At 58.9% G+C, this 12,892-nt stretch carries 13 protein-coding genes; 4 read left to right on the forward strand and 9 right to left on the reverse strand.

Going from position 1 to position 12,892, the window contains the following annotated elements; translation table 11 throughout:
* The first annotated feature begins 27 nt into the window (after positions 1-27).
* Both HDC30_RS16350 and HDC30_RS16355 read left to right on the forward strand, forming a co-directional pair.
* Entirely contained in the window at positions 28-936 is a 909-nt protein-coding gene (locus HDC30_RS16350; RefSeq protein WP_183784001.1) for an OmpA family protein, read from the forward strand.
* A 129-nt stretch (positions 937-1,065) separates the two neighbouring features.
* Positions 1,066-2,283, forward strand: coding sequence for an argininosuccinate synthase (locus HDC30_RS16355; RefSeq protein ID WP_027612065.1), 1,218 nt, complete (start codon positions 1,066-1,068; stop codon positions 2,281-2,283).
* 150 nt (positions 2,284-2,433) lie between these two features.
* Here the strand turns inward: HDC30_RS16355 and HDC30_RS16360 are convergent, their stop codons facing one another.
* Positions 2,434-3,138, reverse strand: coding sequence for a hypothetical protein (locus HDC30_RS16360; protein WP_183784003.1), 705 nt, complete (start codon positions 3,136-3,138; stop codon positions 2,434-2,436).
* A 505-nt stretch (positions 3,139-3,643) separates the two neighbouring features.
* On the opposite strand from HDC30_RS16360, the gene HDC30_RS16365 reads away from it, so the two are divergent.
* Complete coding sequence (locus HDC30_RS16365; RefSeq protein WP_003227711.1) at positions 3,644-4,270, forward strand: response regulator transcription factor; 627 nt, start codon at positions 3,644-3,646, stop codon at positions 4,268-4,270.
* Between the two features lie 87 nt (positions 4,271-4,357).
* On the opposite strand, the gene HDC30_RS16370 is transcribed toward HDC30_RS16365, so the two are convergent.
* The 8 genes from HDC30_RS16370 to metG all read right to left on the reverse strand — a co-directional run bounded on the left by HDC30_RS16370 (position 4,358) and on the right by metG (position 11,394).
* Positions 4,358-4,537, reverse strand: a complete 180-nt coding sequence (locus HDC30_RS16370) for a PA3496 family putative envelope integrity protein (RefSeq protein ID WP_027612063.1) — start codon at positions 4,535-4,537, stop codon at positions 4,358-4,360.
* Positions 4,538-4,644: 107 nt separating this feature from the next.
* On the reverse strand, positions 4,645-5,283 hold the full coding sequence (gene nth, locus HDC30_RS16375; protein WP_003227707.1) for an endonuclease III: 639 nt from the start codon (positions 5,281-5,283) through the stop codon (positions 4,645-4,647).
* Positions 5,280-5,861: an Rnf-Nqr domain containing protein gene (locus HDC30_RS16380; protein WP_183784005.1), complete on the reverse strand. Its 582-nt coding sequence runs from the start codon at positions 5,859-5,861 to the stop codon at positions 5,280-5,282. The genes nth and HDC30_RS16380 overlap by 4 nt, the downstream gene beginning before the upstream one ends.
* Positions 5,858-6,463 (reverse strand): RnfABCDGE type electron transport complex subunit G, encoded by a 606-nt coding sequence (locus HDC30_RS16385; RefSeq protein WP_150368554.1) that lies wholly within the window; start codon positions 6,461-6,463, stop codon positions 5,858-5,860. Before HDC30_RS16385 ends, HDC30_RS16380 begins: the two co-directional genes overlap by 4 nt.
* The gene (locus tag HDC30_RS16390; protein WP_183784007.1) at positions 6,460-7,443 is read right to left on the reverse strand and encodes an RnfABCDGE type electron transport complex subunit D; all 984 of its coding nucleotides are present in this window, start codon (positions 7,441-7,443) and stop codon (positions 6,460-6,462) included. Before HDC30_RS16390 ends, HDC30_RS16385 begins: the two co-directional genes overlap by 4 nt.
* Positions 7,430-8,644, reverse strand: a complete 1,215-nt coding sequence (gene rsxB / locus HDC30_RS16395) for an electron transport complex subunit RsxB (protein ID WP_183784010.1) — start codon at positions 8,642-8,644, stop codon at positions 7,430-7,432. The genes HDC30_RS16390 and rsxB overlap by 14 nt, the downstream gene beginning before the upstream one ends.
* Positions 8,641-9,210 carry an Rnf-Nqr domain containing protein gene (locus HDC30_RS16400; RefSeq protein WP_097086036.1) on the reverse strand — a complete coding sequence of 190 codons (570 nt, stop codon included), beginning with the start codon at positions 9,208-9,210 and terminating at the stop codon, positions 8,641-8,643. The genes rsxB and HDC30_RS16400 overlap by 4 nt, the downstream gene beginning before the upstream one ends.
* 132 nt (positions 9,211-9,342) lie before the next feature.
* Positions 9,343-11,394, reverse strand: coding sequence for a methionine--tRNA ligase (metG, locus tag HDC30_RS16405; protein WP_183784012.1), 2,052 nt, complete (start codon positions 11,392-11,394; stop codon positions 9,343-9,345).
* 321 nt (positions 11,395-11,715) lie between these two features.
* Between metG and apbC the strand changes: the two genes are divergently transcribed.
* Positions 11,716-12,810 (forward strand): iron-sulfur cluster carrier protein ApbC, encoded by a 1,095-nt coding sequence (gene apbC / locus HDC30_RS16410; RefSeq protein WP_115988998.1) that lies wholly within the window; start codon positions 11,716-11,718, stop codon positions 12,808-12,810.
* The last annotated feature ends 82 nt before the right edge of the window (positions 12,811-12,892 follow it).

The following is a 12,892-nucleotide window of genomic DNA, read 5'->3' on the forward strand; positions in this document are numbered from 1 at the left end:
GTGTGACAGAAGCCAATGGAGCCTCCCGTGCGCCAGCGATATTTAGCCTTGCTCAGTGTGTTTGCCAGCCTCCCCGCGATGGCGCTGACCTACCAGACGCGTCTGGAGAACATTGAGTGGACAGTCGAGGGCGACAAGTTCGAGTGCCGCCTGACCCAGCCGATCACTGATTTCGGTTCGGGCCAGTTCGTGCGTAAGGCCGGCGAACAAGCGATATTCCGCCTGAATGCCTACAACGCCATGCTCGGCGGCGGTTCGGCGACGTTGCTTGCCGCGGCGGCGCTATGGCAGCCGGGGCGCAACGACATCAATCTGGGCAGCGTCAGGATCGGTACCGGCAATGTGCTGTTCAACAGTTCGCAATCACAGGCCGGGGGGCTGATCAGTGGCTTGCTGGACGGCCGCAGTCCGGTGGTGCGCCGTGCGTCCGGCGATGGCCGGGTTTCAGAAGTGCGTCTGCTGCCGGTAAAGTTCAGCAAAGCGTTCAATGATTACCAGACGTGTGTGACGAAGTTGCTGCCGCAGAATTTCGATCAGGTGAAGCAATCGCAGATCGGCTTCCCCGGCGAAGGCACAGATCTGGATGCCGCCGCCAAAGCCAAGCTGCAGGTGATGCTCGAGTTCATGAAGGCCGATCCGACGGTCAATCACATCGAACTGGATGGCTATTCCGACAACAGCGGCAACCGTCTGACCAACCGTGAGCTGTCGCGTCGTCGCGCGCTGGCGGTGGTCGACTTTTTCAAGGCCAACGGCATCGCCGAATCGCAGATCACCGTGCGTTTCCACGGCGAGCAATACCCGCTGGTGCCGAACAACAATGCGGCCAACCGGGCGAAGAATCGTCGGGTCAGCGTGAAGCTCGCGCGAGTGGCGCCGACTACCGCGCCAGCACCGCAAGCCAGTACGCCTGCCAACGCCGCGGCGACTTCCTGACCCGCTGGTCATCGTCGCGCTGTCGACAGATTCTGTCGCTTTGTCGTCTTAAGCTGTCGCGCCTCTGTAAATTATTGCATTTGAGCGGTAGACTCCTCGGCTTTCCGTAGAACCCCGTGGAGTGATGGCATGGCGGACGTAAACAAGGTCGTTCTGGCGTATTCCGGCGGCCTGGACACTTCGGTGATCCTCAAGTGGCTGCAGGATACTTATAACTGTGAAGTGGTGACCTTCACCGCTGACCTGGGTCAGGGCGAAGAGGTCGAGCCGGCTCGCGCCAAGGCTCAGGCCATGGGCGTCAAAGAAATCTACATCGACGACCTGCGCGAAGAATTCGTGCGTGACTTCGTGTTCCCGATGTTCCGCGCCAACACCGTTTACGAGGGCGAGTACCTGCTGGGTACTTCCATCGCACGTCCGCTGATCGCCAAACGCCTGATCGAAATCGCCAACGAAACCGGCGCCGACGCCATTTCCCATGGCGCCACCGGCAAGGGCAACGACCAGGTGCGTTTCGAACTGGGTGCCTACGCACTCAAGCCTGGCGTCAAAGTGATCGCGCCATGGCGTGAGTGGGACCTGCTGTCGCGCGAGAAGCTGATGGACTACGCCGAGAAGCACGCGATCCCGATCGAGCGTCACGGCAAGAAGAAGTCCCCGTACTCGATGGACGCCAACCTGCTGCACATCTCCTATGAAGGCGGCGTGCTGGAAGACACCTGGACCGAGCACGAAGAAGACATGTGGCGCTGGACCGTCTCCCCGGAGAAGGCTCCTGACACCCCGCAATACCTGGAACTGACCTACCGCAACGGCGATATCGTCGCGCTGGACGGCGTCGAAATGACTCCGGCCACCGTACTGGCAACGCTGAACAAGATCGGTGGCGCTCACGGTATCGGTCGTCTGGACATCGTTGAAAACCGTTACGTGGGCATGAAGTCCCGTGGCTGCTACGAAACCCCGGGCGGTACCATCATGCTGCGCGCGCACCGCGCCATTGAATCGATCACCCTGGACCGCGAAGTCGCTCACCTCAAAGACGAGCTGATGCCGAAATACGCCAGCCTGATCTATACCGGTTATTGGTGGAGCCCGGAGCGTCTGATGCTGCAACAGATGATCGATGCTTCGCAGGTCAACGTGAACGGTGTGGTTCGCCTGAAACTGTACAAAGGCAACGTGATCGTTACCGGCCGCAAGTCCGACGACTCGCTGTTCGACGCCAACATCGCGACCTTCGAAGAAGACGGCGGCGCTTACAACCAGGCCGACGCGGCGGGCTTCATCAAGCTCAACGCACTGCGCATGCGCATTGCTGCCAACAAGGGCCGCAAGCTGTTCTAAGCCTTGCAGGGCTGTAAAAATGGCGGCTTGTCTCAATGACAATGCCGCCATTTTCTTTTCTGTGTTTGTCTGACGTTAATCCAGAGCTTTGGTCATTGCCGCCAACTCCAGCATTTTCTTGAATGTCCACTTCAGGCATCTACTCTACGCTCATGCTCCTCTCAAAACCGTGGTGCTTTGTGTGCTTACGTTGTAAGCAACGAGAAGTTTGGCGCCTCCGCTTTTTTTCGACTGTTTGATAAGGGTCGGGATAATTTGCTTGAGCAAAACGTCGCACGCAGAGTCGGTCAAAAATACCACTGCCTTGGCTGAGTGTTTGCCAAGATGCGGAAAGTGTTCTGCCAGCGCATTGAACGCCTGTGCGCTACTCAACCGACGTACGTCTATGGCGCACAATGTGCCGATGGATTTAGGCAGCTGAATGTTGTGCTCAATCCACGGTCGCTCCGGGCAGGATTCGCCAGCGCTGCAAGGAGGGAGTTGTCTGAGGTCAACGCTATGTACAGACAACGTCCACTCCAATCCGTTGGCAGCTGATACTTCGCCTACCACAGACGCTCTTGCTGGAGGCGAACAGGAGTGGAGCTCGGGCTGTTTCAACTCCTCGAAACTTTTTAGAAAACTGTCGTCCTTATCGAAGTCCGAGGGCGCATAGAGCGAACGGTAGTTGAAGTTCAGCGTTAAAAAGAATAGCAATAGCAAGTAAAACGGAAAGCTGATCAGGAACCAGATGTAGACTTCTCTTTCGGCGTTATCAAGAAAGGGTAAGGAAATGGCAGCCGACGATTCGGAAATAAATGCAAATATCGCAATTACAGTCATGGGATTGGTAATTTTTCTTCTGATTTTTATCATGGAAGGTGCTCATTAATTGTGTGTTTCCAATACGTATGTTGAGTTGTTTTGTATGGGGTGTTGCAACTTGCTGGTCGAGATAATTTTTATATTAAATGATAACGTTTGGATAGAAGTATCTTGTTTCAGATGTTGATCTATCAAAGGGTTTTTGATTGTTTTCACGTTGTTTATTTAAACTTATAAGCTGCCGGGGCTGGCGCTGCGTAGCGATGTGCAGTCAATGGATTATCGCGTTTTTTCAGCCGCTCGCTGAGCCGTCTGCCTCGAAAGAACAGTTCGCGTGGTGTTCAGGACGTCATGTTTTTCGCGTCGATGTGAAGGCCAGGAGATGCGTCGTCCCATTTGAAAATCGCCTGTATGGATTTTTTTGTAGGAATAATCTTTATTTGCTGTAGGGAATGTCTTTTGCTGGGATTGCAATGAAACTCTCTTGTGCCATGTCAGAAGTGACTGGGCTATTGTGCGTGCTCTAAAAATTCGAACAGCGAAACTGGACTTGCCCATGAATAAAGTGCTGATCGTGGATGATCATCCCGTCATTCGTCTTGCTGTGCGTATGCTGATGGAGCGTCATGGCTACGAAGTCATTGCAGAAACGGATAATGGTGTGGATGCTTTGCAACTTGCGCGTGAACAGATGCCGGATATCGTTATTCTGGATATTGGAATACCGAAACTCGATGGTCTTGAAGTTATTGCGCGTCTGAACTCGACACCCATGCCGTTGAAAGTACTGGTGTTGACCTCCCAGGCACCGGGTCATTTTTCAATGCGCTGCATGCAGTCAGGTGCTGCGGGGTATGTATGTAAGCAACAGGATTTGACTGAGTTGCTCAGTGCGATCAAAGCGGTACTGTCCGGCTACAGCTATTTTCCAAACCAGGCCCTGCACACCGTGCGTACCAGTCTTGGTAATGCCAGTGAGGCCGATATGGTGGATCGCCTCTCCGGGCGGGAAATGATGGTGTTGCAGCAATTGGCGCGTGGCAAGACCAACAAGGAAATCGCCGACGGCATGTTTCTCAGCAACAAGACGGTCAGCACTTACAAGACCCGTCTGTTATTGAAGCTCAATGCCCGCTCGCTGGTGGATCTGATTGAATTGGCACAACGCAACGGACTGGTCTGATGATCAGGAATACCGACGGGGCATGGGCCGCTCAGTGTCGGATTCAGCAGAAAGTAAAAAGCCTCCGGTTCGGGAGGCTTTCAAGTGTCACAGATCAAAATCGTAATCGGCCAATTGCTTTTGCAGTCGGCGCTCCTCAAGCAGGTTATCGATGGTGCGACGTTTACTCAGATTGGTCTTGGCGACCTCGACCACCGGTTCGGCGTCGTCGGTATCCACAACGGTAAAATCTTCATCTACGTCCAGTTGTTCTTTGCTGTCAGTCATAAGGTGAACTCCAGGCTAAGACTGCCTTTGGCGCCCCTTATATCGATATTCCTGCTGCGGGTAAAAAAGATTTTTTCAATCGAAGAATCAATTATTCCAATAGCCAATCAATCGTCCGAGGTTTTGTGTTTGTACTCACACAAATCTTCGATGCGGCAGCTGCCACAGCGTGGCTTGCGCGCCAGGCACACATAGCGACCGTGCAGAATCAGCCAGTGGTGGGAGTCTAGCAGGTAGTCTTTTGGCACAAACTTCATCAGCTTCTTTTCCACTTCAACCACATTTTTACCCGGGGCAATGCCGGTGCGGTTGCTCACGCGAAAAATGTGCGTGTCGACCGCCATGGTCAACTGGCGAAAAGCGGTATTGAGGACCACGTTGGCCGTCTTGCGACCGACGCCGGGCAGCGCTTCCAGTTCTTCACGCGTCTGCGGGACTTCGCCATTGTGCAACTCGACCAGCATGCGACAGGTCTCGATCACGTTTTTCGCTTTGCTGTTATAGAGGCCGATGGTCTTGATGTATTCGGACAGCCCTTCGACGCCCAGCGCGTGGATCGCCGCCGGGGTATTGGCCACCGGGAACAGTTTGGCCGTAGCCTTGTTGACGCCGACGTCGGTTGACTGCGCCGAAAGAATGACCGCGATCAACAACTCGAACGGTGAGGAATAGGCCAGCTCGGTCTTCGGCTCGGGATTGTCTTCATGAAGTCTGCGGAAAATTTCCAGACGTTTGGCGGCATTCATGGGTGATGTGTTTCCTTGGAGAGAGCGTTCGAGCGGATCCAGGCCTGGCGGGCGGCGAGCAGTAGTCCGAGCACGATGAAGGCGCCGGGAACCAGGGTGAGCAAGTGCAGCCCTTCGTTGAACAGAATCAGGCCTTGCCAGAGTTCCGACAGGCCACGGCCGATGTGGCCCTGACCGAACAGTTCGCGCAGTACCGCCAGCGCCAGTAGCAGCCCGCTCGACAGGCCAAAAAACGTCAGGCGCAGGCCAAATGCCTGACGAAAGAATCCATTGTATTCCAGCACTACGCATTGCAAGGCGATCAGCCCGGCATAGATCCCGAGTGACTGTTGCCACTGCAACGCCCAGCGCTGCGCGAGGATATTGGCGCAACTGGTCAGGGTGGCGGCCAGCAGCAGACTGGCCAGCATCAGGTTGTTGCCAGACAACCGCGAGCGCAGCGGGCCGATGCATGCGCCGTAAACCACCACCACAACGCTCGACATCAACAGCATGCCCAGCGCGCCAGCCAATGTCGCGCTGGTGCCAAGCAGCAGCATCAGCATCAACGTGTTTGTCAGATTCGTTGGCCGGATCATGATCCGCTCCCCAGCAAGGTTGCGCGGTGCTCATCAAAGTAACGCAGGGCGTCATGAATGGCATTGACGGTGGCCCGGGAAGTGACGGTTGCCCCGGCCAGTTGATCGAACTGTCCCTGATCTTTTTTCAGCGCCCAGCCTGCGTCGTCAGGTGAGTTGCGCGACTTGCCGGTAAATGTCGCCAGCCAGTGGTTCGGCCAGTCGCCGATAAGTCCGCCGAGCGCCGGCGTTTCGTTGTGCCGCAGGGTTTTTACCCCCAGCAGTCTGCCGTTGGCATCGATGGCGATCAGCAGTTCGATAGCGCCGGCATAGCCCTCGGTCTGGGTACGCAACAACACTGCCACCGGCTGACCGGATTTGCTTGCGCGGTAACCAGCCAGCAGCGTGCTGTGGCTCAACGTTGTATCAGTCAGCGCCAGCGGCTGCTCCAGCGGCTGATTGTCGTAGGCATCGGTCGCGAGTAGATCCAGCAACTTGCGGCTGTCGAGCAGGCGTTGCTCGCTGGCAATCTGCGGCGCACTGGCGCGCTGCACGACATAGGTCAGGCCGAGACCGGCACCGGCCAGCAGCACAAGCGCCACGAAAGCAGCTGCGCGGCTCATGATTGCACCTGCGTCTGGCGGGCAGCGGCAAAACGTTCCAGAGCCGGTACACACAGATTCATCAGCAACACGGCAAACGCGACACCGTCCGGGTAGCCGCCCCAGGTGCGGATCAGGTAGGTCAGCAAGCCGACACCCACGCCGAACAGCAGTCGGGCCAGCGAACTTTTGGCGCCGGATACTGGTTCGGTAATGATGAAAAACGCACCGAGCATGGTCGCGCCGCTCAGCAGATGAAACAGCGGCGAGCCGTGGGAATCCGAACCCGAACCGTTCCAGCAGAGCAGGCTGACGAAAAACAGGCTGGCCAGCATGCCAACTGGCGCTTGCCAGGCAATCACCCGGCGCTGCAATAAAAACAGTCCACCGGCGAGAAACGCCAGATTGATCCACTCCACGCCGCGTCCACCGAAACGGCCGAATGCCGGATTGGCCGCGAACAATTCATCCATGGTCAGACTTTTGTTGATGCGCAGGCTGTCCAGCGCGGTGGCCTGAACCCAGGCATCCGGAGCCTGGCCCAGATTCAGGACCTGTGCAAAAGCGGCCTGCAGACTCATGCCATGCGCCGGCCAGTGGGTCATTGGCTGCGGGAACAGCAGCATCGCCAGGGCGAAACCGAGCATGGCCGGATTGAACGGATTCTTGCCGATGCCACCGTATAAATGTTTGCCGAACAGCAGGCCCGAAGCCACCGCCGTAACTGTCAGCCACCATGGGCAATAAGGTGGCAGGGCGGCGGCCAGCAGTGTCGCGCTGACCAGTGCGCTGCCATCGCTGAACGTTGGTTGCAGTGGTTGTCGGCGCAGGCGGGCGACGCCAGCCTCGATCAGCAGCGCGGTGCTCGCCGCCAGGATCAGGTTGATCAACACGCCCCAGCCGTAAAACCAGAACAACGCCAACAGCCCCGGCAGCGTGGCCAGTAGCACCCGCATCATCGCCTGTTGCAGGCGATCATCCGGTGCTTCACGGGGCGACATGATCTTGCACCTGACGCTCGGCGGCCTGCAGGCGGGCGCGGGCCTTGTCGAGGATGTTGTTCGGCGTGTCGGCGCGGCGTTCGAGTTTGCTCAGGTCGGCGCGGGCGTAGGCCAGTTCGGTTTTCAACTGGCGAAGCTGGTTGTCGAGCGGGCGCTTTTCCACCCGCACCAGGTCAGGCGCAGGCTGCTCGCTCGCCGTCTCGGCGGCGTGAAGGGCTTGCTCGGCATCACGCAGTGCCTGTTCCAGCGTGGCAATTTGCTCGGCTGGCGCTTCGGCGGTCTGGGCCTTTTTCAATTCGGCGCGCCGCATGGCCAGCTGGATTTTCGCCCGTTTCAGGTCGGCGTCTTTCGCCGGAACCGGGGCCGCAGCGGCTGGAGCGGTGGCGGCGCTGCTTTCGAGTTTCGCCAACGCCTGTTCGGCGGCTTCAAACTGCTGTTGCAACACGATCAGTTGCGATTGCTGTTCGAAGGTCGGCGGATGGCCGAAGGCTTTCAGCGATTTGTGCAATTGCGCGCGGCTCATGGCGACATCGATCTTGGCTTTTTTCAATGCCGCGTCGGCGGTTGCGGCTTTCTGCGCGCGCACCCGTTCCAGAGCGGCCTGCACCGGATCGAGAGTAACCACCGCCGGTTGCGCTGCACGCTGCGCCCGGGCTTCGCGCTCAGCCTGTTTCTGCTGTTCCTCGCGTTGCAGGCGGGTGTTGCGGCGTTCAAACCGCTGGCGCGCATGATCGCGTTTGGCTGCGCGCGCGCGCTGCTCTTCAAGGCTCAACGCCAGACCACCGACCACAGGCAAGGTGCCGAGCGGCAGTGGATGCATCTCGATGCAGTCCACCGGGCACGGCGCCACGCACAGGTCGCAACCGGTGCATTCGTCGATCAGTACGGTGTGCATCAGTTTCGCCGCGCCGACGATGGCGTCGATCGGGCAGGCCTGGATGCACTTGGTGCAGCCGATGCACTCGGCCTCGCGGATGTACGCCACTTGTGGCGGTGCCGAGCCACGGCTGACGTCCAGTTCCAGCACCGGCACGTTCAACAGTTCAGCCAAGGCGGCGACGGTTTCGTCACCGCCGGGCGGGCACTTGTTGATCGGTTCGCCATTGACGATGCCTTGCGCATACGGCTTGCACCCGGGGTGGCCGCATTTGCCGCATTGGGTCTGCGGCAGGAGGGCATCGATGAGTTGAATCAGACTCATGTTTTGATCAGTCCACTGAATCCGAGAAAAATCACTGCGATCAGTCCGGCGCCGATCAGGTCGATCGGCAAGCCGCGAAAGGGCAGGGGAATGTCGTTGTCCGCCGTGCGTTCACGCAAGTCGCTGAACAGGCTCAGCACCAGCCAGAAACCCAGCCCGGCGCCGATGCTCAGCGCTGCTGCTTGCAGCAGGCCGCGATCATTTTGCGCGTTGATCAAGGCCAGCCCCAGTACGCCGGCATTACCCAGCAATAGCGGCCACAGTCCGTCGAACGGCCAGTCTGGCAGCGCACGAGCCAACAGCTTCAGCAGCGGCGCGATCAGCAGCACGCTGAGCGGCAAGAACACAAACAGCTGCAGTGCCTGCAATTGCAGCGGCACCAGCAGCCAGTGCCAGAGCACGTACCCGATGAAGCCGACGCTCAGCATCAGGCACGCCGTCGCCAACCCCAGCGCATGCACCTGGCGCCGACTGCCGGCCAGCAGCGGATCGACACCCAGCGGCCAGTGCAACACGAAGTTGTTGAGCAGGGCGGCACTGATCAGCGTAAGCGCAAGTTCGGTCATGGTTCTGCCGGCAGCAACGGGCGGGTGTCACTTAAGGTTAGGCATTATCCGGCACCCGCGATGGGTGGGCCAGATATGAAAAATCCCACAGGCCTGCAGAACATGCCTGTGGGATCGTTTCAGCGCTGGGTCTTACTTGATGCGTTGACCCGGCTTGGCGCCGCTGTCCGGGCTCAGCAGGTAGATTTCTTCACCACCAGGGCCGGCGGCCATCACCATGCCTTCGGAGATGCCGAACTTCATTTTCCGCGGCTTGAGGTTGGCGATCATCATGGTCAGGCGACCGTCGAGTTTCGACGGGTCCGGGTAAGCGCTCTTGATCCCGGAGAACACGTTGCGCTGCTCGTCACCGATGTCCAGCGTCAGGCGCAGCAGCTTGTCCGCACCTTCCACGTGTTCAGCCTTGACGATCAAAGCCACGCGCAGGTCGACGGCAGCAAAGGTGTCGAAGTCGATTTCCGGCGACAGCGGATCCTTGGCCAGTTCGCCGTTGCCCGCAGGCGCGGCGGCACCGGTGTCGGTCTGGCTGGCGGTCAGGTCTTCTTTCGAGGCGTCGGTCATGGCTTGCACTTTTACCGGGTCGATGCGAGTCATCAACGGCTTGAATTCGTTCAACTGATGGTTGGCCAGCAGCGTGGTGTGGTCGTTCCAGGTCAGCGGGGCGACGTTGAGGAATGCCTCGGCGTCGGCGGCCAGCAGTGGCAGCACCGGTTTGAGGAAGATCACCAGCTGGCGGAACAGGTTGATGCCAGTGGCGCAGATCGCCTGGACTTCATCCTGCTTGCCTTCCTGTTTGTTCAACGACCATGGGGCCTTGTCGGCGATCCAGGCGTTGGCGCGGTCGGCCAGGGCCATGGTTTCACGCATGGCGCGGGCAAAGTCGCGGGCTTCATAGGCGTCGGCAATGCCTGGTGCTGCGGCGAGGAAGGCTTCGGTCAGCTCTGGCGCGGCATTGTTGTCGACCAGCAGGCCGCCGTTGCCCTTGTGGATGAAACCGGCGCAGCGGCTGGCGATGTTGACCACTTTGCCGACCAGGTCGGAGTTGACCTTCTGCACGAAGTCTTCGAGGTTCAGATCGAGGTCATCGACGCCACGGCCCAGTTTGGCCGCGTAGTAGTAGCGCAGGTATTCCGGCGACAGGTGATCCAGGTAGGTACGGGCCTTGATGAACGTGCCACGGGACTTGGACATCTTCTGGCCGTTGACGGTCAGGTAGCCGTGCACGTTGATCCCGGTCGGCTTGCGGAAACCGGCGCCTTCGAGCATGGCAGGCCAGAACAGGGCGTGGAAGTTGACGATGTCCTTGCCGATGAAGTGGTATAGCTCGGCGGTCGAGTCCTTGCCCCAGAACGCGTCGAAGTCCAGCTCCGGCGTGCGGTCGCACAGGTTCTTGAAGCTGGCCATGTAGCCGATCGGCGCGTCCAGCCACACGTAGAAGTACTTGCCCGGCTCGTCCGGAATCTCGAAACCGAAGTATGGCGCATCGCGGGAGATGTCCCACTGTTGCAGGCCGGCGTCCAGCCACTCGGCGATCTTGTTGGCCACGGCGTCCTGCAGGGTGCCGCTGCGGGTCCAGGTCTGCAGCATCTGCTGGAAGTCTGGCAGTTTGAAGAAGAAATGCTGGGAATCCTTGAGCACCGGCGTGGCGCCGGAGATCGCCGACTTCGGATCCTTCAGATCGGTTGGCGCGTAGGTCGCACCGCATTTTTCGCAGTTGTCGCCATACTGGTCTTCGGTGCCGCATTTCGGGCAGGTGCCCTTGATGAAGCGGTCGGCCAGGAACATTTTCTTTTCCGGATCGAAATACTGGGTGATCGAGCGCTGGGCAATGTGCCCGGCTTCACGCAGCTTCAGATAGATCTGGCTCGACAGCTCACGGTTTTCTTCGGCGTGAGTGGAGTGGAAGTTGTCAAAGTCGACCAGGAACTCGGCAAAGTCGGCGCTGTGTTCAGCCTGCACGTTGGCGATCAGTTGTTCCGGGGTGATGCCTTCCTTTTCCGCGCGCAGCATGATCGCCGAACCGTGGGCGTCGTCGGCGCAGACATAGATGCATTGATTGCCGCGATGCTTCTGGAAGCGCACCCACATATCGGTCTGGATGTATTCCAGCATGTGGCCAAGGTGGATCGAACCGTTGGCGTAGGGCAGGGCGCTGGTGACGAGGATCTTGCGTGGTTCGGACATGTGGGGCTTCGCTACTTGATGAAACGGAGGTCGGCCACTATAAAGCGCTGGCGCATATTTTTCACCCTGTGCCGCTGGGTACTTTGAGAGCATTTGTAGCGAGGGGATTCATCCCCGATGGGTGGCGAAGCCGCCCCCAAACCCGATATCAGGGCCTATCAGGTACACCGCGGGTGATGGTTCTGCGACTGCTGCGCAGCCGATCGGGGATAAATCCCCTCGCCACAGGTGCTGACTTGCTCAAGTAATCAGTTCGCCACAAATCTGCGTCCAGCGTACGATACCCGCCATCTTTTCCCAGTCTTGTTATCGGAGTTGCCCATGAGTGCCGTCACTCGCGCAGCGGTGGAAGCCGTCCTCAGCCAATACACCGACCCCTACCTGAACCAGGACCCGGTCAGCGCCGGTTGCGTGAAGCACATCGAGATCGTCGTTGATCGCGTCAATGTGCAGCTGGAAATCGGCTACGCCGCCGGTCTGTTCAAGAGCGGCTGGGCACAGTTGCTGCAGCTGGCAATCGAAAATCTTGATGGGGTGACGATCGCCAAGGTCGAGGTCAACAGCGTGATCGCCGCGCACAAGGCCCAGGCGCAGATCCCGGGCCTGGCCAACGTCAAGAACGTGGTCGCCGTGGCTTCGGGCAAGGGCGGCGTGGGCAAGTCGACCACCGCGGCCAACCTCGCGCTGGCGCTGGCCCGCGAAGGCGCCAAGGTGGGGATTCTCGACGCCGACATCTATGGCCCGAGCCAGGGCATCATGTTCGGTATCCCCGAGCGCACCCGCCCCGAGGTCAAGGATCAGAAGTGGTTCGTGCCGCTCAAGGCCCACGGTGTCGAAGTCATGTCGATGGCGTTCTTGACCGACGACAACACGCCGATGGTCTGGCGCGGGCCGATGGTCTCCGGCGCGCTGCTGCAACTGGTTACGCAAACCGCGTGGGGCGATCTGGATTATCTGGTGATCGACATGCCGCCAGGCACCGGTGACATCCAGCTGACCCTGGCGCAGAAAGTCCCGGTGGCCGGTGCGGTGATCGTCACCACGCCGCAGGATCTGGCGTTGCTGGACGCGCGCAAAGGCGTGGAAATGTTCCGCAAGGTCAACATTCCGGTGCTGGGCGTGGTGGAAAACATGGCCGTGCACATCTGCTCGAACTGCGGACATGCCGAACATCTGTTCGGTGAGGGCGGTGGCGAAAAGCTGGCGACCCAATACGGCGTCGAACTGCTGGCCTCGCTGCCGCTGTCGATGCTGATCCGCGAGCAGGCCGATGGCGGCAAGCCAACGGTGATCGCCGAACCGGACAGCCAGATTGCCATGGTCTATCAGGAACTGGCCCGCCACGTCGGCGCACGCATTGTGTTGCAGGAAGCGGCGACACCGGCGATGCCTAATATCAGCATCAGCGACGATTGATAAGCAGAAACACAATCTAATGTGGGAGCGAGCCTGCTCGCGAATTCGGCGTGTCATTCAACCGATGAGTTGTCTGATCCAC

Source organism: Pseudomonas sp. JAI115, from assembly GCF_014200835.1.
Lineage (GTDB): Bacteria > Pseudomonadota > Gammaproteobacteria > Pseudomonadales > Pseudomonadaceae > Aquipseudomonas > Aquipseudomonas putida_A.